This window comes from Stappia sp. TSB10GB4 (genome assembly GCF_900185745.1).
In the GTDB taxonomy this organism is placed as follows: domain Bacteria; phylum Pseudomonadota; class Alphaproteobacteria; order Rhizobiales; family Stappiaceae; genus Stappia.
Genome location: NZ_FYAV01000020.1, coordinates 21,401 through 46,029, shown reverse-complemented (window position 1 = coordinate 46,029; position 24,629 = coordinate 21,401). Strand labels below are relative to the sequence as shown.

Below are 24,629 nucleotides of genomic sequence, written 5' to 3'. Positions count from 1 at the left end.
GACACTGGCATATGTGGGGCAGCATCCTCGCACTTAGATCAGAGGCGTTCGGCGAGGAACGATCCAATCAGCCCGGCCGCCTCCGCTTCCGCCTCGCGATGGGGATTGTGACCGATCGCCGGCAGCAGCACGAAACGCCCCTGCGCTCCGGCAATCCGGCGGGGGTGTTCGGGCGAGCCGAACTCGTCCGCCTCGCCATGAATTGCCAGAAGCGGGCAGGTGACGCCCGCCAGCGCGTCATCGAGCGCCCAGCCGGCAAAGGCGGGGGAGAGCCAGGTCCCGGTCCAGGCGTCGACCACCCAGCGCGCCTTGTCGCCGTGATATCGGGCGAGCCGCGCCAGGTCCTGCGGCCGCTCGAAGACCGCTTGCGCCGCGCGGATTCCGGCCAGCGTGTGCTCCTCGATGAACGCCTGCGCGCCCATCGTGATGACCGCAAGGCAGGTCGCTTGGTGGTTTGCAGCCGTTTCCACCGCCATGCCGCCGCCGACACTATGGCCGCAGGCGATGAACTGCGTGAAGCCCAAGGCATCGCGCAGCAGCGGCAGCGTGTCCCGCCCTTCCGCCGCGATGAAATCCGCAGGCAGCGCGCCGGGAAAGGCATCCGAGCGGCCGAAGCCGAGCCGATCATAGGCGATCACCGGCCGGCCGGTCGCCTCGCAAAGTGCTTGGGGGAAGCTGCGCCAGAGCTCGACGGCACCCAGCGAGTCGTGAAACAGCACCACCGGCGGCGGCGCGTCCCTCAGGGATGGCTCATGCCACCAGAGTCGCACGAACAGTGCGCCCCGGCCGGTCTCGATCCGCAGGTCGTGGGTGGGTACTGGATCGGTCACGGCGGGCATCGCGGTGGGACGTGTCGAAGGAGGCGAGCATTGCATGCCTCCGCATAGCCGAGGCATGATGCTCCTGTCCATTGCCGCCGGCCGCCCCTCGGCGAGATCGCGCGCCAACCTGCCGCAGCAGGGTGGCTTGCGGGCGGGTAGGGGCTTCAAGTATATTCGAATAATAGAAAATTTCGGATCTGCCCGGCGTGCCGCACTTGGACCGCCGGACAGGAAGTGGGGCAGGGGAACGCTGCGGGAAAGCGCGAGGCGCCTCCTGCCGCAGCCCCCGAAGGAGTAGCTGATATGTCGATGATCACCACCAATGTCGGCAGTGCCGACCGGATCGCCCGCATCGTCGTAGGGCTGGCGCTGATCGCCTTCGCCCTGTTCGGGCCGGCGGACATCACCTGGAAATGGGTCGGCTGGATCGGCGTCGTGCCGCTGCTGACCGCCTTCCTGAAATGGTGTCCGGCCTACACGCTGCTCGGCATCAATACCTGCGGCAAGTAGGAAGGCCAGACGAGGGCCGGGTCAGTCGCAAGAGGTCAGATTGCGCTCCAGGAACGCGATCAGCTTCTCGTGGTGCCGGTTTTCCGCCTCGCTCCGCGGCAGGTGGTCTTCGTCTTGATAATAGTGAACCTCAGGCGTGCGGCCGTGGCGCCGCAGCCGCTCGGCGAGCCGTCTGGTCGTTTCGACCGACCAGACCTTGTCCGCCGTGCCATGGCTGAGAAACAGCGGTCCGCCATAGCGCTCGATCTCGATCGCCATTGTGGGCAGAAGGTCGTCGCTCGATCCGCGCCAGGACCAGGCGCGCTCGCCAGGGTCCCAGACCTGCCAGCCGGGGTCGCCCGCATCCCGCCAGCGGCGGGCATCGAAGGCACCGCAAATGACATCCGGCGCGCTGTGCACGGCGATGGCATCCGGCACGCCGGCAACGCCGTCCCGCAGCATCAGCGATGCAAGCAGCAAGGCATGTTCCGCCCCGCGTGACACGCCGTAGATGCCGACCTTGCCGCCCGATGGGGCAAATCCCCGAAGCGCCGCCAGGGCCTCGGCGGTCCGGTCCAGCGACACGTCGGCGATGCTGCCGGCGTTCCACGCGTTGCCGCCTTTCGAATAGGGGAAGGGAAAGGCCAGGAAGCCATGGGCGGCGAGCAGGACCGCATTGCGATGGCTCCAGCCCGACCAGGCGCCTTCCGACCCATGCAGGATCATGACGGCAGGAAACGGTCCATCGCCCGGCGGGCCATAGGTCGTGCCCCAGTCGGGAATGAGGCGGCGGACGATGTTCAGGGGCATGGCGACTCCTGCCTGATCTTGCAACCACCCGACTTCCGAGGGAAACCCTCCACCTGCCACCTCAGATTTAGCACGGCTGCACCGACGGCTGAAACCGTCTCGCCACGCGAACCCGAGATCCGTGCGCAGCCGCTCCGCCCACTCCCGGCTCGTTGCGTCGGCGAGCTTGGCGACGTCCGGCGTGACGGTGTCCGCTGTTGCCGGATCGAGACCGAGCGCTTCAAGAACATGGCGCAGCGTCCCTCGCGGATCGGCCGAAAGCGCCTCATAGGTGAGGCGCAGCGGGGCGATGCCATGGCCCGTGAACCAGGCTTCCCAATCCCGGTCGGCGGTCACCATCGTGTCGTGGGTGCTGCGCAGCAGCGCGGCGTCGTAGACCGGCTCGCGCGGCGGCGACAACCGCTCCAGCTCCGTGCCATCCGAGGCCCTGTGCCACAGCCCGCTCTGTTGCGCCTTCACATAGGAAACCGCCTGGCCAATCTTGTCGAGGCGTGTCAGGTGAATGAACAGTGTCGGGCCGAAGGCCGCTTCAAGGCGCGCGGCATCGTCCGGTCGGTCCGGGTGGAGAACCGCGAGTTTCTCGCTGAAGAAGGCGAAGCTGTGCCGCTGCAGGCGCAGGCCGAACAGGCCGGTGCCGCCGCGCCCACGCTCGAGGGCAGAGGTGAAGATCTGGGCGAGCATGTCGCGCTCGCCGCGTTCCTTTTCGCCGGAAAGACCGAAGCGCTCGCGCCAGTCGTCCAGCGACGGCTCATGAAACAGGGATGCCGGCCTGCCGGCGACGCCGGTCGCGGCCAGAAGCCGGCACAGCAGTGTGCTGCCGCTGCGCGGTGAGGTGCAGAGAATGTAGGACTGGAAAGATGGCATTGGCGAAAGGCAGGTCGGATTCGGGAAAAGAATCCTTCCCCCCTTTCGTGACAGCAACGTGACGCGTCTTGCTCGGGAACGCGTTATCTGCGGAAAGTCAGATCGACGGTGCCGACCGTGATGCCGTATTTCCGCACCTCTGCCGTGTTGCGCAAGGTGCGGGCGTCGACGCGGGTCAGCGTGTCGAAGAAGCGCACCGCCACCGGGCCGCTCTCGGTCTCCAGCCTGGCCGCATAGTCGAAGCGGATGCTCGCCCCGCCGGTGGTGATCGTCACCGGGTTGAGCACGTCTGAACGGGTGGCGATATAGCGGTTCTCCGCCACCTTCTGGAAGAACCAGACCTTGGTGTCGCGCTCGCCGTCCGCGAACCGAAAGTCCTCGCGAAGCCGGAGCGTGAAGGTCTTCGGGTTCCAGGTGCCATGAGTGACCACGGTGAAGGGGCGGCGGATGCCGGCGATCCGGCTCTCGAACACGCCTTCCCCGACAGTGCGTCCCCGGAAATAGTGCTCCAGCACCAGCGGCTTGCCGTCTGCATGGGCAGAGCCGGCAGCGAGCACCGGGAGCAGGAGGAGAAACGCGAGCACGGCCGCCAGAGCGGGAATGTTGGCGCGGGCCGCCTCGCGGCAGAAGATCAGCGCGGGCATGGTAACCTCCGTAACCGGCCTGGGCAGCCTGCCGCTGCCCTTGATGCCGTTTACGGCGGCTGGCCCGCGCCGGATCGCTTCTCAGTCCGTGGCGCCGGCCACCTTCAGCGCGAAGGCATAGACCAAGGCCACTTCCTTGAGCCGGTCGAAGCGACCCGAGGCGCCGCCATGGCCGGCTTCCATGTTGGTCTTGAGGAAGAGCGCCGCCTCGTTGCTGCGCCGCTCGCGCAGGCGCGCGACCCACTTGGCCGGCTCCCAATAGGTGACGCGCGGATCGGTCAGCCCACCGACCGCCAGGATCGGCGGATAGGCCTGCGCCGCGACATTGTCGTAAGGCGAGTAAGCCGCGATCGTCCGGTAGTCGTCCTGCGAGGCGACCGGATTGCCCCATTCCGGCCACTCGGGCGGGGTCAGCGGCAGCGTGTCGTCGAGCATGGTGTTGAGCACGTCGACGAAGGGCACCTCGGCGATGATGCCGCCGAAGGCTTCCGGCGCCATGTTGGCCACCGCGCCCATCAGCATGCCGCCGGCCGAGCCGCCCTGCGCGATGATGCGGTCGGACGAGGTGAAGCCCTCGTCCGCCAGATATCGGGCGGCGGCGATGAAGTCGGTGAACGTGTTCATCTTCGCCTGCCGGCGACCGTCCCTGTACCAGCGGAACCCCTTGTCCTTGCCGCCGCGGACATGCGCGATGGCATAGACAAAGCCGCGGTCGACGAGCGACAGGCAATTGGTGTTGAAGCTCGCCGGGATGGTGATGCCGTAGGAGCCGTAACCGTAGAGCAGGCAGGGCGCGCTGCCGTCCAGCGGCGTGTCCTTGCGGTAGAGCAGCGACACCGGCACCGTCTCGCCGTCGCCGGCCGGCACCTGGAGCCGCCGCGTCACATAGGCCTGCGGATCGTGGCCGGACGGAACCTCCTGCGTCTTGCGCAGGGTGCGCGCGCGCGTCTCCATGTCGTAGTCGAACACCTGGGCCGGCGTCGTCATCGACGAGTAGGAGAAGCGGATCCGGTTGGTGTTGAACTCGTAGCCGTCGGAAAGCCCGAGCGAATAAGCCTCCTCGTCGAAGGCGATGGCATGTTCCAGCCCGTCGGCGATGCGGCGCACGACGATGCGCGGCAGCCCGTCCTCGCGCTCCAGCCGCACCATATGCTTGGCGTAACAGGTGAAGGAGAGGATCAGCCGCCCCTCGCGATGCGGCACCACGTCCCGCCAGGCCTCCGGGCCGGCGCCCGCGCGCAGAGCGGCGAGCGGCAGACTCATGATGCGGAAGTCCTCCGCCCCGCCGTGATTGGTCAGGATCAGCAGCGTGTCGCCGCCGTCGTCCTCCACCGAATACTCGGTGCCGGTGATGCGCTCCGCCACCGTGACGGGGGCGTCAAGCGGCGCATCGGCCGGGATCAGGCGGACCTCGGAGGTCTCGTGGTCGTGGATGTCGATGGTCAGCAAGCGGCCGGACTGGGTCTTGCCGATGCTCATGAAGAAGCCCGGATCGGCCTCCTCGTAGACCAGCACGTCGCCGGCCGGGTCGGTGCCGACCTCATGACGGAACAGCTTCGAGGGCCGGTGGTTGGCGTCGAGCCGCACATAGAAGAGATAACGACCGCAGGCGGACCAGACGCCGCCGCCGCCTGTGTCCTCGATTCGCTGGTCGAGGTCGCGCCCGCTGGCAAGGTCCCGCACCAGGAGGGTGTAGAACTCCGAGCCGGTGTCGTCGAAGGCCCAGGCGAGGCGCGAATGGTCGGGCGAGTGCATGGCGCCGCCGAGGCGGAAATAGGCCTTGCCTTCCGCTTCGCGGTCGCCGTCGATCAGGATTTCCTCGGCCGCGCCGCCGCGCTCGGCCGTCTCCCGAGCCATGCGGATGAGGCGCGGGTGCTGGCCGCCGGCGACATAGGAAAAGCCATAGGCATAGGGCCCGTCGGCCGCCGGCACGCTGCTGTCGTCTTCCTTGATCCGCCCCTTCATCTCGGAAAACAGCGTGTCCTGCAGGCCCTTCGTGTCGGCCATGCCGGCTTCCAGATGGGCGTTCTCCGCCTCCAGATAGGCGCGGATGGCCGGGTCGAGCGTGTCGGGCGCCCGCATCACCTCCTGCCAGTTTTCCGCGCGGAGCCAGTGATAAGGATCCTCACGGGTGGTGCCATGGGCGGTCAGGGTGAGGGGGCGCTGTTCCGCCCGCGGCGCCGGCGCGGCCGCGGCATCGGAAAGGGGGCTATTGGGTGTCTTCAACATGGAGCGGAGGTAGGCGCTTTCGCGGGGCTTGGCAAGGGCCGGATGAATGGGCGGATGGCGGAATGGAGCACGGCGACCAATGTTCGGCGCAGCGGTGCACAAGCGCGCCGGTGTGTGGTAAAAGCGCGGCCATGAGCGACAGGTCCACGACGCTGCAACCCTCCGCGAGGACGCGGACGGAGCGTCCGCGCCTCTACAAGGTGCTGCTTCTCAACGACGACTTCACGCCGCGCGAATTCGTGGTGGCGGTGCTCGCGGCGGAATTCCGCATGAGCGAGGACGAGGCCGTGCGGGTGATGCTCACCGCCCATCAACAGGGCGTGTGCGTCGTTGCCGTCTTTCCGCGCGACGTCGCCGAGACCAAGGCGACCCGCGCGACCGAGGCCGGGCGCGCCAACGGCTTTCCGCTGCGCTTCGAGACCGAGCCGGAGACCTGACTCCTCATCCCTTAGCGGGCGCGCAGGTACAGCCGGTCGCTGGACAGGTCGAGCACCATCCGGTAGCCCAGTTCCTCCAGCCGGCGATGGGTCGCGCGCCCGTCCGGGGCGCCGGCGAAATAGCCCTTGCTGAACTCCATGTAGATCAGTGTCGGCCGTACCGACCCGAGGCTCGACAGGACCGCGGCCTCAGCCCCCTCGATATCCATGTGCAGCAGGTCGATGGCGGTGATGCCGAGCCGGGCGCACAGCGTGTCGAAGCGCCGCCCCTCTACCTGGGTCGCTGCCTGCTGCGCCACATGCGAGAAGCGGCTGCGATAGGTGTCGGTATGGGCGTAGAGCGACCCCTGGCCATACACCTCGCCGTCGATGGTGGCGGGATGCCAGTCGACCGGTCCATCCTTGGCGCAGGCGGCACAGTTCAGCACCTCCACCCGCTCGCCGGCCAGATTGCCGCTGACCAGCGCGAAGCGCTGCGGATCGGCCTCCACCGTCACCACGCGGCAATCGGGAAAGGCGCGGGCGAAGCGCAGGGCGTCGCCGCCGTCGAAGGAGCCGAGGTCGACGATCACCTTCGGCGCGATGCCGAGTTCGCCGAACCAGGCCGGGTTGAACCGCGAGTGGTAGAGCTTCCGCGGCCCCCCGACGGTGATCACCTCGTCATGCCCGTCGGCAAGGGGAGGCGAGACCAGCCCGGCGCGGCGGGCGCGAAAACGATTGGCGAGTTTGCGAAAGCTCACGCAGCGGACTCCGGGCCGGGACCTTCCGAATTCTATAGCGCAAGCCGCCGTGGCGCGACATGGGGAAGTGCCTGGAGGGGGGCTGGAATCACGGAATAACGCTGCGTCTTTTTAGCCCGGGCTCGGGGCTTGCGGATCACTTGGCCGGGCAGGCGACGTCGCCGGCGCGCGCCGCGCCCGTCCCGTCGATGGTCACGTTGGCGGAGCCCGCCGCGACGCATCCTTGCGCCGGCGTGGCGGAGCGCACGGCCGGCTCGCCTTCGACGAAGACGCCCGGCACTGTCTCGAACAGGCCCGGCGGGCACGCCGCCACATCCGACAGGCGCAAGGCGGGTCGGCCGTTGATCATCACCGAGGCAGCGCCCGTGACCGCACAGGCCGGCAGGTCCTGCGCCGCCGCCGGCATGGAGGAGAGGGGGAGGAGGAGCGCGAGAGAGATCCGGACAGATCGCCCGGAAAGCGCCGCTCCCGTGACCGCATGGGGCCGCATCGCCCGAGCCTTGGAAGGTACGGCCATATCAATGGGTCCTGACCCTAATGCAGTCATTTCTCGACTATCTTGAGAGGATTATCCAATCAACATCATTCCGTTTCCAGATGCTGTTCAGGTCACGCGATTCTTGGGTGATATTCCAACAACTCTCTCGATATGTTAACAATCCCCCGCGGCAAGGGGCGAGGCTCAGACAAGGGGATATCGCAGCGAGGTCAACGGTCTGAAGCAAGGCCAGTACTCGCTGGCAGAGTTGAGCCGAATGGGTGACGATGGTCGTCTAGATGCCATTATCGTCCATCAGTTGTAGAGGTTACTTTGGCATAATTATTCTTCGTTATTCGAAAGTATTTATATAAAATAATTTTAGCTTTGTTGGATAATTTATTGATTGATATTGGCAGTAAAAGCAGCGCGAAAACGTCGGTTATGTCGAGGGGAGCGATGGTCGACATTTCTCTGGAGCAATATAATCGCATTATTGAGGCAATCTACAACGCGCCGATAACCGACGACTGGCAGGCTCTCATCGAGGTTCTGTCGGAGGCGATGGGGGGAATCCACACGCAGTTCTTCGGGTACGACATGGTTGCACAGAGGCAGGTCTCGCTTCAGTGCGAAAGGTACGATCCTGCCATGACGGAAGTGTACGCCGCCCACTATTATGACAAAAACGCCTGGTTGCCTGGCATCTCGCGCTCGCAGATCGGCAAGGCCAACTATAGCGAGAGCTATTGTTTGACAGAGGAACTCATCAAGACCGAGTTCTTCAACGACTGGATACGCCCGCAGGAGGAAATCGGTGGCGGCGGCGGCATCGTCCTGTTCAACGACGGCAGCCGATTCGTCGTGCTTGGCGGCAACATACGCTTCCGTGATCGTGACCGAAAGGAACGGCAGTGGATCGAACTGCTCGACATGCTGGCGCCGCATCTGCGCCGGGCATTCCAGTCCTGGCGTGCGCTCGCCGACGCGCACCTCGTCGGTCAAGGCTATCAAGAGGCACTGGATCGGTCCGGTTATGCTGTTTTCCTGCTATCCAGCGACGGCCGCGTACTGCACAGCAACAGGTCTGCCGAAAAGCTGTCCGCAGGAGGTGATCTGTTTCATCTCGATGCATTCCGCAGTTTGAGAACCTTCGATCCGCGAGCCAACGAGATGATCGTGGGTGTGTTGGCTGCCCTGCGCGCAGGGCTCGCGGGGCGTGTGCCGGATGTCTTCCCAATTTGCGACAAGGAGCATCGGCAGCCGCATGTGGCGATGATCTTACCCTTTCCGTCCGGCAGTGAGACAACGGGCGAGCTCTCCGGCCTGCGCGACAACGCGATGGCCGCTGCGATGCTTATCGTCAAAGATCCGTCGCGAAGGTCGCTTGCGGGCGCACATCTGCTGGCTTCGCTATTCGGACTGACACCTGCGGAAACTGTCCTGGCGACCGCGCTTGCCGACGGGCTCTCCCTCAAAGCCTATGCCGAGCAGCGTTCGCTCAGCATTCACACCGTGCGTAACCAGCTCCAGTCCGTGTTCTCGAAGACCGCCACGTCTCGCCAGAGCGAGTTGGTCAGACTGCTGGAGCGTTTCGGCGGCCGGTAGGTTTCGCGAACGACAGAAGTGGGTATCCGCTGACCGCTGGTGGGATTGGTTGCCTACGTCGGGGGCGGGCTGCCATGGAGCCCGGTATGGTTCATTTGCATCATGACAACTTCAGGTAGTGAGAGGCAGCCTGCTATCTTCCCGGCAGTCTATTGCCGAGGCAGATGAGCAGAAGCGGAGGCTTCGAGAACGGAGGAGTTCAGAGATGAAGACTCTCACCATGGCAGCGGCCTGCCTGATCGGGCTCACATTCACCGCATCGAATGGGGCGGCACAGGATATTGCTGCGTTCGACACGGGCAAATGCGGCTCCATCGCGATTGATGCGGGCGCCAGTCCCATCAGCGATGCGATTTGGTGCGGTGGCGGCGGTGCAACCCGTACTGTCACCCAGAATCAATACAACAAAGGGAAGCTGGTGAACCAAGGGTGCACAAAATATACGGCGACGTATGGAGGCATCCATCAGAACGAGTTGCTGAGACTTGCAATACTCGATGCGAAGAAAGGTGACTTCATCGAAGCGGTCGAAAAGATGGCCGCCTGTCAGTGCCACAATCCTCCGATCGAGCAGATGATGCGGGACAACGCGGAAAAGCTCGTGTGCTGGTTGCGGACGAGGTAGGAAGCCGGTTCCTTGTGCTGCGATCGGCGCCTCAGATGATGGGGCGTGTCTCCATCATCTGCTGCCGGGTCAGCCAACGGGCGTCGCTGCGCTCGCTGAGCGGCCTTGAGGGAGGCGATTCAACCTACCTTCCCGGACGGCCGCTCTTCTTGGGGCGGCCGCGGCGCTGGCGCTCTTCCGCCGGGTCCTCATAGGATCCCGCCCCTATCTTGCCGCGCATGACCGGCCTGACGTCGTCTTCTGGAGAACTGCCGGGCTTCTTCGGCAGCGGCCCCCTGGACAACGGCACCTCGGTACGTCCGACGGTCATCTCGTCGAGCGTATTCTTCCGCACTTTCGAGGCATTCGGCAAGTTGGCGCTGGCGCCGTATTTCTTCTCGCCCCGGAAACCGCCGCTGCGATCTTCCACCGCCGACTGGCGGGCCAGCGGATCGTCGGCCAGCGCCAGCTCCGTTTCCTGCAGCCGCTTGATCTCGTCGCGCAGGCGCGCTGCGGTCTCGAACTCGAGGTCCGCGGCCGCCTCGCGCATCTGCTTCTCGAGATCCTCGATATGCGCCTTGAGATTGTGGCCGACCAGGTTGCCGCTCTCGGCGAAGCCGGCATCGACCGTGACGTGGTCCTGCTCGTAGACCGACTGCAGGATGTCGCCGATGGACCGGCGCACGCTCTCCGGCGTGATGCCGTTCTCAGCGTTGTAGGCCTCCTGCTTCTCGCGGCGGCGGTTGGTCTCGGCGATCGCCCGTTCCATCGACCCGGTCATCCGGTCGGCATAGAGCACCACCCGGCCGTCGACGTTTCGCGCCGCACGGCCGATGGTCTGGATCAGCGACGTCTCGGAGCGCAGGAAGCCTTCCTTGTCGGCGTCGAGAATGGCGACCAGCCCGCATTCCGGGATGTCGAGGCCCTCGCGCAGCAGGTTGATGCCGACCAGCACGTCGAAGGCGCCGAGCCGCAGGTCGCGGATGATCTCGATGCGCTCCAGCGTGTCGATGTCGGAATGCATGTAGCGCACGCGCACGCCGTTCTCGTGCAGATATTCGGTCAGGTCCTCGGCCATCCGCTTGGTCAGCACGGTGACGAGCGTGCGGTAGCCCTTGGCCGCCACCGCACGCACCTCGCCTAGGAGGTCGTCGACCTGCGAGGAGGCGGGGCGGATGTCGATCTGCGGATCGACGAGGCCGGTCGGGCGAATGACCTGTTCGGCGAAGACTCCGCCGGCCTCCTCCATCTCCCAGGAGCCGGGCGTCGCCGACACGCAGACCGTCTGCGGCCGCATCGCATCCCATTCCTCGAAGCGCAGCGGCCGGTTGTCCATGCAGGACGGCAGGCGGAAGCCGTATTCTGCCAGCGTCGCCTTGCGGCGGAAGTCGCCGCGATACATGGCGCCGATCTGCGGAATGGTGACGTGGCTCTCGTCGGCGAAGACCAGTGCGTTGTCCGGCAGGTATTCGAACAGGGTCGGCGGCGGTTCGCCGGGATTGCGCCCCGTCAAGTAGCGCGAATAGTTCTCGATGCCGGCGCAGGAGCCGGTCGCCTCCAGCATTTCCAGGTCGAACAGGGTGCGCTGCTCCAGCCGCTGCGCTTCCAGCAGCCGGCCATGGGCGTTCAACTCCTCCAGCCGCTGCACCAGCTCCGCCTTGATCGACTTGACCGCCTGGGCCAGCGTCGGCTTCGGCGTCACATAATGCGAATTGGCGTAGATCTTGACGCTCTTCATCTCCGCCGACTTCTGCCCGGTCAGCGGGTCGAATTCGGTGATCGCCTCGATCTCGTCGCCGAACATCGAGATGCGCCAGGCCCGGTCCTCGTAGTGCGCCGGGAAGATCTCGACCGTGTCGCCGCGCACCCGGAAGGCGCCGCGCTGGAACGCCGCGTCGTTGCGCTTGTATTGCAGCGCCACCAGATCGGCGAGCAACTGGCGCTGGTCCATCCTCTCGCCGACCTCGATGGCGAAGGTCATCGCCGTATAGGTCTCGACCGAGCCGATACCGTAGATGCAGGATACCGAGGCGACGATAATCACGTCGTCGCGCTCCAGCAGCGCCCGGGTGGCCGAGTGGCGCATCCGGTCGATCTGCTCGTTCACCGAGCTTTCCTTCTCGATATAGGTGTCGGTGCGCGGGACGTAGGCCTCCGGCTGGTAATAGTCGTAATAGGAGACGAAATACTCGACCGCGTTGTCCGGGAAGAACGACTTGAACTCGCCGTAGAGCTGGGCCGCCAGCGTCTTGTTCGGCGCCAGGATCAGCGCCGGACGCTGGGTGCGGGCGATCACCTGCGCCATCGTGTAGGTCTTGCCCGAGCCGGTGACGCCGAGCAGCACCTGCGTCTTGTCGGCATTCTCCAGCCCCTCGACCAGGTCGGCGATGGCGGTGGGCTGGTCGCCGCGCGGCTCGTACTCGGAGACGAGCTTGATCGGAACGCCGCCTTCCGACTTCGCCGGCCGCTCCGGACGGTGCGGCACCCAGGCGACGCCGTTCTTGTGCAGCGGATTGCCGGAGGTGATCAGGTCGGTGAGCGCCTGCACCGTCGCTGTGTGGCCGGTGGTGCCGTCCGACATTTCCGGCGCCGGCTTCTTGCTCCCCTTCTGGCCCTTGCGCGCCTTCTTCGTCTCCGCCACCTGCTTCGCCAGCAGGGCTTCGGCGTCTTCCAGGCTCATGTCCAGCCCGGCGACCGGGTTGAGCCCGCCGGCCGCGCGCTCCCGCGGGGTGCTGGCGACGCCCATCGAGGTGCCGCGCGCCGTGCGCGCCGGCCTGGCCTGCTTCGCGGCAGGGCGCTCCTTGCTTTTCTCCGCGGGTGCCGGCTCGTCTTCGGTAAGCTGCCGCGCCCAATCGGACACCGGGCCGCTGAGTGGTGCTCCCTCGAAGGCAGCCTGCGGCGCCTCGCCGAACCCTTGCGGCAGGGTATCGTCACGGTCTTCGGCGGGGCGGGGCTTGCCCGTTCTGCCGGAGGACGACGCGGAAGACGGGGAGGGGGACGGGGGTCGCTTGGCCATGGCGGCAATATGGTCCCAAAGCCGCGTTTGGGAAACCCCGTGTTCCGGCTTTGTCCGCCGGAAACCCGCACCATGCTGACACAACGGTGTCAGGAGGGGGCGGATTGAGATTTTCCTCTTGACCTGGAGCGCACCCCAGCTCCCAGGGTCCGAGGCTGGTTCCAACAGGAGACAGCTCCATGAGCGTTATTGAAGCGTTTTTCTCGGCCCTGACGAGCGGCGATGTGGAGAGGGTTCTGCCCTTCATCGCAGCGGACGCGATCATCGTCGGGGTTCGCGCGACATCCGACCCGCGCCTGCCGATCTACGGCACCTATCACGGACAGGAGGGGATGCGGGCCTTCCTTGGAGAGCTGCGCGCGGCCTTCGAAACGGAGGCCTTCGAGGTCGAGGATTCTCTGGAAAGCCCGAAGCTCGGCTTCGCATCGGGGCACTTCCGGCACCGCGTCCGCCACACCGGGCGCCTGTTCGTGTCCACTTGGGCCTTGCGAGCGAAGCTGTGCGACGGGAAGATCGAGCACTATCTGTTTTTCGAGGACACGGCCCGACTGGAAGCGGCCTTCGGGGTGTCGACGGCCGAGGCTGTGTGATGATGATAGGCGACCCGCCGCAGCGGACCGGCCTGAGAGCCGATACCCTGCGCCACTACGAGACGATCGGCTTATTCCCGCACCGCTGCGCTCGGAGAGCTCGATCTGAAGACGCGACAGCTTTGCACGCCGGTTCACAGCACGGTCGCGGCGCTGACGGTTCTGGGCGGCCAGACGGGCCCGCAACTCAAGATCAACATCGAGCATATGATCGCCGCCGGCGCCAGCCGAACGGAGATCATCAAGGCGATCTGGCAGATGGCCGTCTACGGCGGACTGCCCGCCTCCATCAACGGCCTCAATGCAGCACAGGAGGTCTTTCAGGCGGCGGACCGCGGCGGATAGGCCGCCTGGCGACATCTTGACGTGTGGCTTGTTAGGGTGAGCGTTTCACGCTCACCCCTCTCCCTTGTGCCCGTCATTGTGGCCGAGGCTCATGTCCGGCCAGACGAGGTCGCGCACGCGCGCCTTCAGCACCTTCGCCTCGGGAAAGCCGCCGTCCGCCTTGCGGTCCCAAATGGTCGCCCCGTCGCAGGTGATGGTGAAGGTGCCGCCGGTGCCGGGCACCAAGGTGACGGAGCCGATCTCCTCGGAAAACGTCGAGAGCAGTTCCTGCGCCATCCAGGCGGCGCGCAGCATCCAGTTGCACTGGCGGCAATAGGTGATCGTCAGGGCGGGCTTTTGCGTGTCGGTCATGGGCTTTCGGCTGAAGGTCAGGGATGGGGGAGGGGCGGGCGCGTCCGGTCCGCTTGCTCGTGCGGCGGTCCCTGCGGCCGCCGGCTCTGGCTGGCGCCATTATCGCCCTGAGCGGCGCCGGAGCAAGCCTTGCGATGCCGAGCGGAAAAACCGAGATACCCTGTTGACCTGGAGCGCGCTCCAGCTCCCAGGATGCGAAGCCGTTGACACAGGAGACAGCCATATGATGATCGGTGAACTCGCGCGGCACAGCGGCCTCAGTGTCGATACGCTGCGCTATTACGAGAAGATCGGGCTGGTCCCGCCGCCCTTGCGGGATGCCGGCGGCCGGCGCGTCTATGATGCGGCGGCGCTCCGCTGGCTCGGCTTTCTGGAGCGGCTCAAGGCGACCGGTCTCGGCATGCGCGAGCGGATTCGCTATGCGGAATTGCGCGTGCGCCCTGGCGTTGCCTCTGTGCGCGAGCGTCGCGAGATGCTGGAGCAGCATCGCGACAAGGTGGCGGCGGATCTGCGACGCCTTACCGACACCCTTGCGCTGCTGGACGACAAGGTGGCGCTCTACCGCCGGATCGAGAGCGGCGAGGTGGCTGACCCGGTCGCGCCGATGGCGGAGGCTGCCATCGGCCGCAGCGCGGCCCGTCGCCGGAAGGAGGTCGCATGATCCCGACGGCGCTGGATAAGGGGAGACAGATCGTCGCCCGGCTCAATCCCGAGCTGGAGGAGGCGCTGGCCGAGCGCTACGACGCGCTGCTGCCGGGCTTTTCGGAAAGCCTGGTCGAATGGGCCTATGGCCGCCACTATGCGCGGGAGGGGCTCGACCTCAGGACGCGGCAGCTCTGCACGGTCGCGGCGCTGACGGTGCTCGGCGGCCAGACCGCCCCGCAGCTCAAGGTGAACATCGAGCATACGCTTGCGGCCGGAGCCAGCGAGACCGAAATCCTCGAGGCGATTTGGCAGATGGCGGTCTATGGCGGGCTGCCGGCGGCGATCAACGGGCTGAACGCGGCCCGCGAGGTCTTCGAGGCGCGCCGCGCGCCCGGCGGTCCGGGCTGACCATCAGAACTGAGGAAAGCCGGACCGGCGACGAAGGTCGCCGGTCCGGTCGGTGGCAGATTTACCCTTGCGCTGCAAGTGCCCGCGCGACGGCACTGGCCAGCGTTTCCGTCGGACGGCCGGTCAAGCGGGAGAGGGTGCGGCTGTCGTCGTGGAGCGCGCCCTTCCCCGCCGCCGCATCGGCATCGGCCACCACACCGGCGAAGCCTTCCGGCAGTCCGGCCTGAACCAGCAGTGCAGAGAAATCAGCCTCGCTCATGCCGGCGAAACTCACCGGCTTGCCGCTCTGGCGGGCGATCTCGGCGGCAAGCTCGGCGCGGGTGAAGGCGCTGTCGCCGGCCAGCTCATAGGTCGTCGAGGAGGCCGGCGGATCGCGCAGGACCGCGGCAGCGGCCGCCGCATAGTCCGCCCGCGCGGCGGCCGAAATCCGTCCTTCGCCAGACGCCCCCGCCACCGCGCCATGGGCGAGAGCGGCAGCGACATCGCCGAAGTAATTCTCGAAATACCAGCCGTTGCGCAGCAAAGCGACCGTGCCGGGGTAGTCGGCAAGCAGCGCTTCCGTTGCCTTGTGCTCGTTCGCCAGCAGCATCGGCGAGCTGTCCGCATGCAGGATGCTGGTATAGGCGAGAAGCTTGACGCCGGCCGCCTTTGCCGCCTCGATCACTGCCGCGTGCTGCGGCGCGCGCTTGCCGACTTCGCTGGAAGAGACGAGCAGCAGCCGGTCGACGCCGGCAAGCGCCGCCGCCAGTGTTTCGGGCGCGTCGTAATCTCCGCGCACCACCTCGATGCCGCGCGCGGCGAGATCGGCCGCCTTTTCCGGCGAGCGGACAAGGGCGCGGACCGTCTGCGGCGCCTCGCTCTTCGCAAGCTCGTCGATGACGAGGCGGCCAAGGGCGCCGCTGGCACCGGTCACTGCAAATCTGGTCATGGGTCACTCCGTGTGGGGTCACAGGGACGATCTTTCGGATCGGATGACATCCATATGCAGGGTGTACTTTCGAAATGTAAGTACGTACATAAAGGTTAGCTTGAGAGGGAGGGAGCCGGCGCATTGGCGCCGAACGAGGCACGGGTGGCGATGCACAGGGATGCTGCGAAGATTGGTGCGGTAGCGGCAGCGGAGTCGAGCGTCGAGACGCTTTCTGAGCGAATGCGACGCGGCGCGCTTTTTGACGTCGCCTGCCCCTCGCGCGATGTGCTGAAGCATGTGACCAGCCGCTGGGGCGTGCTGGTCTTGCTCGCCCTGCTGCAGGGCACCCATCGCTTTGCCGAACTGCGCCGCCGGATTGGCGGGGTCAGCGAGAAGATGCTGGCCCAGACGCTGCAGATGCTGGAGGCCGACGGCCTGGTCATTCGGCACGCCCGGCCGGTGGTGCCGCCGCATGTGGAATACAGCCTGACGGACCTCGGCCGGGAGGCCGGTCAGCGGGTTGCCGCCCTTGCCGACTGGATCGAGATCAGCATGCCTGAGATCATGCGCCATCGTCGCGACAGGCAGGACGCCGCAGAATAAGGACACGGGAGCGCTTGTTCTTTCTTGCGCGCCTTATGCGCCGAGGTCCTGCCCCAGCCACGCAAGGAAGTCCTGGATCGCGGTTTCGTCACGGCGGCAATAGGACCATTTTCCCTGCCGCCGGACGGTCAGAAAACCCGCCTGCCGCAACAGGTCGAGATGGCGGCTCGCCGTCGGCTGGGCGATCCCGAGAGCTTCGGCGATCAGTGTCATGCAGACGCCGAAGGCGACCGGGTCCGCCGAAACCTGTCCGGAGAAATGCTCCGCCGGATCGCGGAGCAGGCGCAGGATCGTCATCCGCACATCGCTGGAAATCGCCCGCAGTTGCGCCTCGCGCAGGGCATTTGCCGGGGCAGGGGTTGCATCGCTCATGCGCTTATTCATATAGTCATTTCGCTAAATGTAAATATGAAGACGAGGCCAGGGAGGGCCGAAGGATGCTTCTCGACCTGCCGTACACCACCGTCGTCGACGGATCCGCCATCCGCTGGGGGCGCGCAGGCAATGGTCCGCCGCTGGTTGCCATCCATGGGACGCCGTTCTCCTCTCAGGTCTGGCGACGGATCGTGCCGCATCTGGCGCCGCACTGGACGGTGTACTGGTTCGATCTTGCCGGCTATGGCCAATCGGAGATGCGGGAGGGGCAGGATGTCTCGCTCGGCGTGCAGAACCGGGTTCTCGCCGCGCTCCTTCAGGAGTGGGGGCTGAAGCGGCCGCATGTGCTGGCCCACGACTTCGGCGGCGCGACGGCGCTGCGCGGTCACTTCCTCGATGGCCTTGCCTATGGGTCGCTGACGATCTTCGACGCGGTGGCGCTGGCGCCCTGGGGCTCGCCCCTGGTCCGCCACGTGCGTCAGCATGAGGCGGCCTTCGCCGGCATGCCGGCCTATATGCACGAGGCCCTTGTGACCGCCTATCTGCGGACCTCGGCCGCCCGGGTGCTCGATGACGAGGCGCTGCGCGTCTATGCCGCCCCCTGGACGGGCGACGTGGGGCAGCGCGCTTTCTACCGGCAGATCGCCCAGATGGATCAGCGCTACACCGACGAGATCGAGAGGCTCTATCGCCGGATGGATTGCCCGGTCACGGTGCTGTGGGGCGAGAAGGACGACTGGATCCCGCTGGAAAAGGGCCGCGACCTTGCCGAACGCATCTCCGACCGGCCTCTGATCGCGATTCCCGAGGCCGGCCATCTGGTGCAGGAGGACTGCCCGGAAGCCATTGTCGCGGCGATGCTGCGACAGGTGCCGGTCGCCTGAAAGGGGCTGCGCCTCGCCTTCAAGTCTCCAATGCGTCGCACAGGCGATAGTACCAGATCGCCAGCGTCGCATAGACCGGGTGCAGGGCGTGGACGGGAAGCGGGCGGATGTCCGTGAAGCGGAACGGCAGGGGCTGCGCACCGTCGAGAAGGTGGCCGCCGATCGCCGTGCCAAGCGCGCTGGACAGCGCCACGCCGCGCCCGTTATACCCCGCCGCCATGGTAAGCCCCGGCAGGGGCTGGTGGACATGCGGCAGGTGGTCGGCCGTCATGGCGACCCGGCCGGTCCAGCGATAGGTGATCGGCAGGCCGCGGGTTTCCGGGAAGATCCGGTGCAGGTTGCCGATCAGCCGGGCGTAGGCCGCGTCCGCCGGGGTGTCGGAGAAGGTGCCGCGCCCGCCCATCATCAAGCGGTTTTCCGGCCCGATCCGGAAGTAGTTGCCAACGCGGCGGGTGTCCGAGACGACGCAGCGTCCGGGCAGGATCTGCTGCAGAAGTGCGTCCGGCAGCGGCGCGGTCGCGACCTGGAAGCTTCCCGCCGGCACGAGGCTTGCCCTCAGCTTGGGAAACAGCGCCCCGCTATAGCCGTTGGTCGCGACGATCACCTGGCCGGCGAGCACGCTGGCGCCATTGGCAAGGCTCACGCGCCAGCCTTGTCCCTCCCGCGCCAGCAGGGTTGCCGCCGCCCCGACGCGGATGTCCGCCCCTTGCGCGAGCGCGGCCTGCGCAAGGCCCGTGGCATAGTTCAGCGGGTGGAGCCTGCCGGCCCGCCGGTCGAGCCAGCCGCCTTCGAAGATCGCCGTTCCCGTGTGGGCGCGGACCTCGTCGCGGGTGAGCAGGTCGACATCGGCACCTCGGGTCTGCCACTGCCTGACCCGCCGCTCGAGCAGGCCGAGATGTGCCCGCTTGACGCTGCCCTGCACCCAGCCGTCGCGGCTTGCCTCGCAATCGATTCCCTCTGCCTCGATCAGCGCGAAGGTCGTCTCGGCGGTCTTGCCGACGAACTCGGTGGTCGCCTCGCCGAAGACCGTGTCGATCTCGTCCGGATCGATCTTGATGCCCGGAATGACCTGACCGCCATTGCGGCCCGAGGCGCCGAAGCCCGGCGCCTGCGTGTCGAGCACGATGACGGAGGCGCCGCCGCGGCACAGGCTGAGCGCCGCGGCAAGGCCGGTATAGCCGGCGCCGATGATCGCCACATCGGCCCGCATATCGCCTTCGGGCGGCGGCAGGGTCAGCGGCGGGCGGGCGGTCGCGGCCCAGAGCGAGGGAATGGTGTGGGACATGGTCGGCGGCCTCAGACGGGATGGGTGACCCTGCGCAGGAAGTCCTGGGTGCGTTCATGCTGCGGGTTTCGCAGCACCTCGGCGGCCGGCCCCTGCTCGACGATGCGCCCGCCGTCGAGGAAGAGCACGTTGTCGGCGACCTCGCGCGCGAACTGGATCTCGTGGGTGACGACGAGCATCGTCATGTGCTCCTCGGCGAGCGAACGCATCACCTGCAGCACCTCGCCCACCATTTCCGGATCGAGGGCGGAGGTCGGCTCGTCAAAGAGGATCGCCTCCGGCCGCATGGCCAGCGCCCGGGCAATCGCCACGCGCTGCTGCTGGCCGCCCGACAGGGAGGCCGGATAGGCGTCGATCTTCTCGGCCAGGCCCACCCGCGTCAGCAGGTCCTCGGCGCGTTGCCGCGCCACTTGGCGATCCTCGCGCAGCACGTGGATCGGCCCCTCCATGACGTTTTCCAGCGCGGTGCGGTGGGGAAACAGGTTGAACCGCTGGAACACCATCGAGACCCTGGTGCGGATCGCGTGGATCGTCGAGCTGGTCGCGTCGACAAGCTCGCCGTTGATGGCAATGCGGCCCTGCTGGTAGGTCTCCAGCCCGTTGACGCAGCGAAGCAGGGTGGACTTGCCCGAACCGGAGGGGCCGATCAGGCAGACCACCTTGCCCTTGCCGATCTCGGCGTCGATGCCCTTCAGCACCTCGTGGGAGCCATAGGCCTTGTGAACGTTCTCGAAGGTGATCATCGGGCTTTCCCCATTGCCACTTCCACCCGGCGCATGACGAAGTTCAGCGGCAGCGTCAGGCACAGGTAGAGCAGGGCGACCAGCGTGAAGACCGTCAGGTTGTTGAAGGTCGAGGAGGCCAGCATCTTGCCCTGCATGGTGAGTTCGGCGACCGAGATGACGGAGACCTGCGAGGAGTCCTTCAGCAGCATCACGATGTTGTTGGTGTAGGGCGGGACGACGATGCGGAAGGCCTGCGGCAGCACCACCCGGCGCATCATCAGGCCCTGGCGCATGCCGATCGACTTGGCCGCCTCGACCTGGCCCCGGTCGACCGCCTCGATGCCGGCACGGAACGTCTCGCCGATATAGCAGGAATAGGTCAGGGCAAGGCCGATGACGCCGGCCTGGAAGGCGGTGAGATCGAGGCCGACCTCAGGCATCACGAAATAGATGTAGAACAGGATGACGAGGATCGGGATGCCGCGGATGAACTCCACAAGCAGGCGCACCGGCGTTGCCAGCGCCCGGATCCCCGATGTCCGGCACAGCGCCCAGAATAGGCCGAGCCCGGTCGCCAGCGTCAGCGACAGCACGGTGACGGCGATCGTCAGCCAGACGCCGGACAGGAGGAAGGGAAGATACTCGGCGGACTGAGAGAGGAACTTGTTCATCGAAGGGCCTGCCTGTGACGGAAAGCGAGGTGGGGTGAGCCGGCGGCCGGTTCACCCCGTATCGGAAGGCGAGGACCGTCTCAGAGGCCGTATTTGGCAAAGATCTTGGCGAGTTCGCCGCTGTCCGACAGTTTGGCGAGGGCGGCGTTGACCGTCTCGAGCAGCTCGGGATTGTCCTTGGCCACCGCCAGCGCCACCGTTCCCTCGCTCATCGGCGCGTAGCCCTCGACGAGACGCACGCCGAAATCCGGGTTCTGGGCGATCTGATAGGCGACGATCGGCTTGTCGCCGAAGCCGGCCTTGATGCGGCCGAGCTTCACCTCGCGCATGATGTCGGCGAGGGAGTCGTATTGTTTCACCTCGCTGAAGATGCCGAGGCTGTTCAGCTTGTCGGCGAAGACGGTGCCGACCTGCGCGCCGACGGTCTCGCCCTTCAGCATGTCGAGCGTGTAGGCGGTGTCGTCCGCGGCCGCGACGAACATGGCATCGCCATAGGTGTAGACGCCGGTCGAGAAGTCCACGACTTCCATGCGCTTTTCGGAGGCGAACATGCCGGCCGAGATCAGGTCGATCTTGCCCGTCGTCAGCGCCGGGATGAGCGCGGAGAAGGCGGAGAGCTCGAACTTGACGGTCAGACCGGCCTCGGCGGCGATGGCCTCGGCGATGTCGACCATGGCGCCAGTCGGCTTCTGGGTGGCGGTGTCGACGAAGGTGAAGGGCACGCCGGTTGTGGTCACGCCGACGGTGAGGTCCTTGGCCAGCGACGGCAGGGTCAGTCCGACCGACAGGATCAGTGTGGCTGCAAGCTTCTTTATCATTGCGGTTTCCTCTGGTGTTTGGCTGCATCGGCCACATGCCGCGCGGGCGGACGGGCGTCGATGGGCGGATATCCGCTCGGCTATCCGACTTTTCACCATAATGAAAACGGACAAGGTTTCAATCGGAGTCTGCTGAAATCGTTCACGGTCGTGAATTTGGCTTGCCGCAGGGCCGCAGCGTGGAGGTTTTGAATTGCCCATACGGCTGATACAGCTTAGACTTCTGGGCGAAGCCGCATGATTTCTCGGCTTGGTGAGGGGTTCGGATTTTTTCACCAAGGTGAACCTGGAGGCGTTTGAGCGTATGATGAATTCCGGATCGCCGGGTCCCGGGATCGCCGAGATCGGCGATGAAACGACGGACGACGATCGCACCTTGGGCCTGGCTGTGCGGCGGGCGCGGCAGGCGCGCGGCCTGTCCCTGCAGCGTGTCGCGGAGGCGGCCAATGTCTCGGTCGGTCTGCTCAGCCAGATCGAGCGCGGCATCTCCTCGCCGTCGATCCGGGCCCTGCGCGCCGTCTGTAGCGCGCTGGACATCCCCGTGCACGCGCTGTTCGGCGATGCCGAGGCGGCGCTCGAGCAGGAGAGCCGCCGGATCGTGCGCGTGAACCAGCGCCGCCGCGCCGACTTCGGCGACCGCGGCATGGTCAAGGAGTTCCTCACCGCGCGCAACGAGGGCGCCTTGCAGGTGATGGAGATCGCGCTGGAGGTTGACGGCGGGTCGGGCGAGGACCCTTACAATCACGAGGGCGAGGAATGCGGCGTCGTCCTGGAGGGGCGGCTGGAGCTCTATGTCGACGGTGCGGTCTACCGGCTGGCGGAGGGCGACTCGTTCTATTTCGAGAGCACGCTGCCGCACAAGTTCCGCAACATCGCGAACGGCAGGACCCGCATTCTCTGGATCACCACCCCGCCGGTCTGGTGAGGGGAGGGCGCCCGCTCTCCATTCCCTACTCCCGGCCCTGCTCCCCGACCTGCACGGCCGCGCCCTTTCCCGGCTTGTGGCGGCGGCCCGGCCTGCTATCCTTCCGGCTGCATTTCAGGCAGATATTGACCGGACCCGATGGCGCTTATCCGCAGCTATTCGCAGATTGAAGAGAGGCGCCGGGCCGGCGAATTGACGCCGGCCGAGGAACAGCTTCTCGCCGGATGCCGGAGCGGCAAGCCGGTCGTGCTGGGCGACGGCACCCGGCCCGACCGCGCTTCGCCCGAGCGAACGATCCGGGCCGACCTGTTGCGCTACCTGATCCTCGGCGGCTGCGAGGCCTTCCGCACCCATGAACGGGGCATTCGGGTAAACGGCGTCTGGATCGACGGTGGTCTCGATCTCGCTTTCGCCACCGCACGCGGGTCGACGGTTCTCAGGGATTGCGTGGTTTCGAACGGTATCGACGTCACGCAAGCCCATCTGCAAAGGCTCGATCTCGAGGGGTGCAGGCTGAAACGGCTTTGGGCTGACGATTGCCACGTCAAGGGGGATGTCTGGCTGGCTAGGATCGAGACGTCAGGGCTAGTCCGGCTCGTTGGCGCAAAAATTGGCGGTCAATTCTACTGCAACAATGCTGAACTAGGCGGCGATGGAGGTATGGCACTCAATGCGCAAAGTGCCCAAGTTGCGGGCGGGGTGTTTCTGGAGGGGCTGATTTCACAGGGGGAGGTGAGCTTTGCGGGCGCCGTCATCGTTGGTCAGTTGGACTGTGCGGGCGCTACACTGGACGGCGGTGATGGCGATGCGCTGAACGCGCAGCGCCTGCGCGTGGAGGGGAATTTTCTCTGGCGCGGTGTGGCCTCGGTGACGGGTGAGGTCTATCTCGCCTCGGCTCATGTTTCCGACCTGGTCGATGACCGCGAGAGCTGGGAGAAGACGGACGCTCCCAATCTTGTCGGCCTGACCTATGACAACCTCGTCGGTCCGCTCGACGAGGAGATGCGCCTCGCCTGGCTGCGCAAGGGCGCGAAGCCCGAGGGTGCCTTTCACCCCCAGCCATATCAGCAACTCGCCAAGGTGCTGCGCGCCAGCGGCCACCGGGCCGAGGCGCGGGCGGTTTTGATCGAGAAGGAGCGCGACCAGCGGCGTGCGGCGCGGGAGAGGGCTCTTGACGGTGTGTCCGGCTTTCCAGGACGCGCCCTCGTCCATGCCGGATACCTGCCTCATCGGGTCTGGAGCTGGTTGATCGGCTGGGCCACGGGCTATGGCTATGCGCCCTGGCGGATCATCTGGCCGCTTCTGATCCTGATCGCCCTTCAGGCGGAGCTTGCCCGAAACACCTGGCGTGCCGGCGACTTCGCGCCGAACTCCGATATCGTGCTGGTGTCGGAGGGCTGGACGCAGATCGCCAATGCGCCGGACGGCCTTTCGGTCAACGCCGCCGAAATCTGGTCCTCCGAGACGGGGCCTGGTCGCGACTACGAGACATTCAACGCCTTGTCCTATGCCGTCGATGTCGTCTTGCCGCTGGTCGAACTCGGGCAGGAGGCGGCTTGGGCACCATCGCCAGCGCGGGGCTTGTTGGGCTGGTTCGCCCACCATGCCCAGAAGGTGTTCGTGATCCTCGGCTGGATCGTCGCGGCGATCTTCGCCGGTGCGGTCACCGGCGTCATCCGCCGCGATGACTAGCGCAATTCCAGGAAAAGTGGGAACCGGTTTTCCGTCCGGAATTGCGTAAAAACAAAGGGATAGAGCATGTCCGTGGCTCGGGGGAAACCGGAAATGCTCCAGGGCCAGGGGCTGCCCTCACTCTTCCTCGAAGGTGAGCGCCGTGCCGTTCATGCAATAGCGCAGGCCGGTCGGCGGAGGGCCGTCCGGAAAGACGTGGCCGAGATGGCCGTCGCAGGTGCCGCAGCGCACCTCCGTGCGCACCATGAAATGCGAGCGGTCCTCGTGCTCGCTCACCGCGTCCGGCGTCACCGGCTCGAAGAAGCTCGGCCAGCCGCAGCCGGCGTCGAACTTGGTGTCCGAGCGGAACAGCGGCGTGCCGCAGCCGGCGCAGGAATAGAGACCGCCGCGAAAGACGTTCCAGTAGGGGCCGGTGAACGGGCGCTCCGTGCCGGCCCGGCGCAAGACGTGGAACTGCTCCGGCGTCAGTTCGGCGCGCCATTCCTCGTCGCTCTTCATGAGTTTCTTGTGCTGGTCCGCGTTCGTCATGTCCGCACTCCGGTGGTGAAGTGACAACTCCGACTGCCAGAAATAGGAACCTGTGGCCGCTGCGACAATAGGCTTGGCGGGCGATGGCGAAAACTGTCACGCGCCGGCCCTAAATCGCTTGCCCGGCCTGTTGT

At 66.2% G+C, this 24,629-nt stretch carries 26 protein-coding genes and 2 pseudogenes; 12 read left to right on the top strand and 16 right to left on the bottom strand.

The genetic code is table 11. The features are described from left to right. Window positions 1-38: 38 nt before the first annotated feature. Window positions 39-830 carry an alpha/beta fold hydrolase gene (locus TSB10GB4_RS00975; protein WP_208984323.1) on the bottom strand — a complete coding sequence of 264 codons (792 nt, stop codon included), beginning with the start codon at window positions 828-830 and terminating at the stop codon, window positions 39-41. A 294-nt stretch (window positions 831-1,124) separates the two neighbouring features. Between TSB10GB4_RS00975 and TSB10GB4_RS00970 the strand changes: the two genes are divergently transcribed. Next, a complete protein-coding gene (locus tag TSB10GB4_RS00970; RefSeq protein WP_371328839.1) occupies window positions 1,125-1,331 on the top strand; it encodes a DUF2892 domain-containing protein in 207 nt (68 codons plus the stop codon). Window positions 1,332-1,352: 21 nt separating this feature from the next. Here TSB10GB4_RS00970 and TSB10GB4_RS23740 read toward each other — a convergent pair whose 3' ends face one another. From TSB10GB4_RS23740 to TSB10GB4_RS00950, 3 genes are all read right to left on the bottom strand, one after another. Continuing rightward, window positions 1,353-2,984 carry a Stf0 family sulfotransferase gene (locus TSB10GB4_RS23740; RefSeq protein ID WP_244296396.1) on the bottom strand — a complete coding sequence of 544 codons (1,632 nt, stop codon included), beginning with the start codon at window positions 2,982-2,984 and terminating at the stop codon, window positions 1,353-1,355. A gap of 83 nt (window positions 2,985-3,067) precedes the next feature. Next, the gene (locus tag TSB10GB4_RS00955) at window positions 3,068-3,628 is read right to left on the bottom strand and encodes a DUF3833 family protein (protein ID WP_186394199.1); all 561 of its coding nucleotides are present in this window, start codon (window positions 3,626-3,628) and stop codon (window positions 3,068-3,070) included. Window positions 3,629-3,709: 81 nt separating this feature from the next. Beyond that, window positions 3,710-5,857: a S9 family peptidase gene (locus tag TSB10GB4_RS00950; protein ID WP_186394198.1), complete on the bottom strand. Its 2,148-nt coding sequence runs from the start codon at window positions 5,855-5,857 to the stop codon at window positions 3,710-3,712. Window positions 5,858-5,988: 131 nt separating this feature from the next. On the opposite strand from TSB10GB4_RS00950, the gene clpS reads away from it, so the two are divergent. Further along, window positions 5,989-6,294, top strand: coding sequence for an ATP-dependent Clp protease adapter ClpS (gene clpS, locus TSB10GB4_RS00945; protein WP_186394197.1), 306 nt, complete (start codon window positions 5,989-5,991; stop codon window positions 6,292-6,294). Window positions 6,295-6,305: 11 nt separating this feature from the next. Here the strand turns inward: clpS and TSB10GB4_RS00940 are convergent, their stop codons facing one another. Together TSB10GB4_RS00940 and TSB10GB4_RS00935 are read right to left on the bottom strand one after the other, a co-directional pair. Further along, window positions 6,306-7,034 (bottom strand): FkbM family methyltransferase, encoded by a 729-nt coding sequence (locus TSB10GB4_RS00940; protein ID WP_186394196.1) that lies wholly within the window; start codon window positions 7,032-7,034, stop codon window positions 6,306-6,308. A 136-nt stretch (window positions 7,035-7,170) separates the two neighbouring features. Further along, window positions 7,171-7,551, bottom strand: coding sequence for a PAAR domain-containing protein (locus TSB10GB4_RS00935; protein WP_186394195.1), 381 nt, complete (start codon window positions 7,549-7,551; stop codon window positions 7,171-7,173). Window positions 7,552-7,914: 363 nt separating this feature from the next. Here TSB10GB4_RS00935 and TSB10GB4_RS00930 point away from each other — a divergent pair, with 363 nt between their 5' ends. Together TSB10GB4_RS00930 and TSB10GB4_RS00925 are read left to right on the top strand one after the other, a co-directional pair. Continuing rightward, a complete protein-coding gene (locus tag TSB10GB4_RS00930) occupies window positions 7,915-9,120 on the top strand; it encodes a helix-turn-helix transcriptional regulator (RefSeq protein WP_186394194.1) in 1,206 nt (401 codons plus the stop codon). 205 nt (window positions 9,121-9,325) lie between these two features. Then, on the top strand, window positions 9,326-9,745 hold the full coding sequence (locus TSB10GB4_RS00925) for a hypothetical protein (protein WP_186394193.1): 420 nt from the start codon (window positions 9,326-9,328) through the stop codon (window positions 9,743-9,745). A gap of 124 nt (window positions 9,746-9,869) precedes the next feature. Here the strand turns inward: TSB10GB4_RS00925 and uvrB are convergent. Beyond that, window positions 9,870-12,290, bottom strand: a pseudogene (gene uvrB / locus TSB10GB4_RS00920) (excinuclease ABC subunit UvrB); the annotation flags it as partial. 92 nt (window positions 12,291-12,382) lie between these two features. After that, window positions 12,383-12,647 (bottom strand): annotated as a pseudogene (locus tag TSB10GB4_RS24005) (hypothetical protein); the annotation flags it as partial. Window positions 12,648-12,919: 272 nt separating this feature from the next. On the opposite strand from TSB10GB4_RS24005, the gene TSB10GB4_RS00915 reads away from it, so the two are divergent. Together TSB10GB4_RS00915 and TSB10GB4_RS00910 are read left to right on the top strand one after the other, a co-directional pair. Beyond that, window positions 12,920-13,330, top strand: a complete 411-nt coding sequence (locus TSB10GB4_RS00915) for a nuclear transport factor 2 family protein (protein ID WP_186390025.1) — start codon at window positions 12,920-12,922, stop codon at window positions 13,328-13,330. Between the two features lie 42 nt (window positions 13,331-13,372). Continuing rightward, the gene (locus TSB10GB4_RS00910; protein ID WP_186394223.1) at window positions 13,373-13,675 is read left to right on the top strand and encodes a carboxymuconolactone decarboxylase family protein; all 303 of its coding nucleotides are present in this window, start codon (window positions 13,373-13,375) and stop codon (window positions 13,673-13,675) included. Window positions 13,676-13,726: 51 nt separating this feature from the next. On the opposite strand, the gene TSB10GB4_RS00905 is transcribed toward TSB10GB4_RS00910, so the two are convergent. After that, window positions 13,727-14,026 carry a SelT/SelW/SelH family protein gene (locus tag TSB10GB4_RS00905; protein WP_186390024.1) on the bottom strand — a complete coding sequence of 100 codons (300 nt, stop codon included), beginning with the start codon at window positions 14,024-14,026 and terminating at the stop codon, window positions 13,727-13,729. Between the two features lie 223 nt (window positions 14,027-14,249). On the opposite strand from TSB10GB4_RS00905, the gene TSB10GB4_RS00900 reads away from it, so the two are divergent. Next, window positions 14,250-14,687, top strand: a complete 438-nt coding sequence (locus TSB10GB4_RS00900; RefSeq protein ID WP_186394191.1) for a MerR family transcriptional regulator — start codon at window positions 14,250-14,252, stop codon at window positions 14,685-14,687. After that, window positions 14,684-15,079 carry a carboxymuconolactone decarboxylase family protein gene (locus TSB10GB4_RS00895; RefSeq protein WP_186394190.1) on the top strand — a complete coding sequence of 132 codons (396 nt, stop codon included), beginning with the start codon at window positions 14,684-14,686 and terminating at the stop codon, window positions 15,077-15,079. The genes TSB10GB4_RS00900 and TSB10GB4_RS00895 overlap by 4 nt, the downstream gene beginning before the upstream one ends. A 61-nt stretch (window positions 15,080-15,140) precedes the next feature. Here the strand turns inward: TSB10GB4_RS00895 and TSB10GB4_RS00890 are convergent, their stop codons facing one another. After that, the gene (locus tag TSB10GB4_RS00890; protein WP_186394189.1) at window positions 15,141-16,007 is read right to left on the bottom strand and encodes an NAD(P)H-binding protein; all 867 of its coding nucleotides are present in this window, start codon (window positions 16,005-16,007) and stop codon (window positions 15,141-15,143) included. 150 nt (window positions 16,008-16,157) lie between these two features. On the opposite strand from TSB10GB4_RS00890, the gene TSB10GB4_RS00885 reads away from it, so the two are divergent. Continuing rightward, window positions 16,158-16,592, top strand: coding sequence for a helix-turn-helix domain-containing protein (locus TSB10GB4_RS00885; RefSeq protein WP_186394222.1), 435 nt, complete (start codon window positions 16,158-16,160; stop codon window positions 16,590-16,592). A gap of 33 nt (window positions 16,593-16,625) precedes the next feature. On the opposite strand, the gene TSB10GB4_RS00880 is transcribed toward TSB10GB4_RS00885, so the two are convergent. Beyond that, complete coding sequence (locus TSB10GB4_RS00880; RefSeq protein WP_186394188.1) at window positions 16,626-16,964, bottom strand: helix-turn-helix transcriptional regulator; 339 nt, start codon at window positions 16,962-16,964, stop codon at window positions 16,626-16,628. Window positions 16,965-17,029: 65 nt separating this feature from the next. On the opposite strand from TSB10GB4_RS00880, the gene TSB10GB4_RS00875 reads away from it, so the two are divergent. Beyond that, entirely contained in the window at window positions 17,030-17,851 is an 822-nt protein-coding gene (locus TSB10GB4_RS00875; protein ID WP_186394187.1) for an alpha/beta fold hydrolase, read from the top strand. Window positions 17,852-17,870: 19 nt separating this feature from the next. Here TSB10GB4_RS00875 and TSB10GB4_RS00870 read toward each other — a convergent pair whose 3' ends face one another. The 4 genes from TSB10GB4_RS00870 to TSB10GB4_RS00855 form a co-directional block, all read right to left on the bottom strand. Continuing rightward, window positions 17,871-19,136, bottom strand: a complete 1,266-nt coding sequence (locus TSB10GB4_RS00870) for an FAD-binding oxidoreductase (RefSeq protein WP_186394186.1) — start codon at window positions 19,134-19,136, stop codon at window positions 17,871-17,873. An 11-nt stretch (window positions 19,137-19,147) separates the two neighbouring features. Continuing rightward, entirely contained in the window at window positions 19,148-19,879 is a 732-nt protein-coding gene (locus TSB10GB4_RS00865) for an amino acid ABC transporter ATP-binding protein (RefSeq protein WP_186394185.1), read from the bottom strand. Next, window positions 19,876-20,532, bottom strand: a complete 657-nt coding sequence (locus TSB10GB4_RS00860; RefSeq protein ID WP_186390016.1) for an amino acid ABC transporter permease — start codon at window positions 20,530-20,532, stop codon at window positions 19,876-19,878. Before TSB10GB4_RS00860 ends, TSB10GB4_RS00865 begins: the two co-directional genes overlap by 4 nt. An 80-nt stretch (window positions 20,533-20,612) precedes the next feature. Beyond that, a complete protein-coding gene (locus tag TSB10GB4_RS00855; RefSeq protein ID WP_186394184.1) occupies window positions 20,613-21,350 on the bottom strand; it encodes an ABC transporter substrate-binding protein in 738 nt (245 codons plus the stop codon). 304 nt (window positions 21,351-21,654) lie between these two features. Here TSB10GB4_RS00855 and TSB10GB4_RS00850 point away from each other — a divergent pair, with 304 nt between their 5' ends. Together TSB10GB4_RS00850 and TSB10GB4_RS00845 are read left to right on the top strand one after the other, a co-directional pair. Beyond that, a complete protein-coding gene (locus TSB10GB4_RS00850; protein WP_208984320.1) occupies window positions 21,655-22,275 on the top strand; it encodes a cupin domain-containing protein in 621 nt (206 codons plus the stop codon). Window positions 22,276-22,413: 138 nt separating this feature from the next. Then, window positions 22,414-23,967 (top strand): hypothetical protein, encoded by a 1,554-nt coding sequence (locus TSB10GB4_RS00845; protein WP_186394183.1) that lies wholly within the window; start codon window positions 22,414-22,416, stop codon window positions 23,965-23,967. Between the two features lie 117 nt (window positions 23,968-24,084). On the opposite strand, the gene msrB is transcribed toward TSB10GB4_RS00845, so the two are convergent. Continuing rightward, on the bottom strand, window positions 24,085-24,495 hold the full coding sequence (gene msrB, locus TSB10GB4_RS00840) for a peptide-methionine (R)-S-oxide reductase MsrB (protein WP_186394182.1): 411 nt from the start codon (window positions 24,493-24,495) through the stop codon (window positions 24,085-24,087). Window positions 24,496-24,629: the final 134 nt, after the last annotated feature.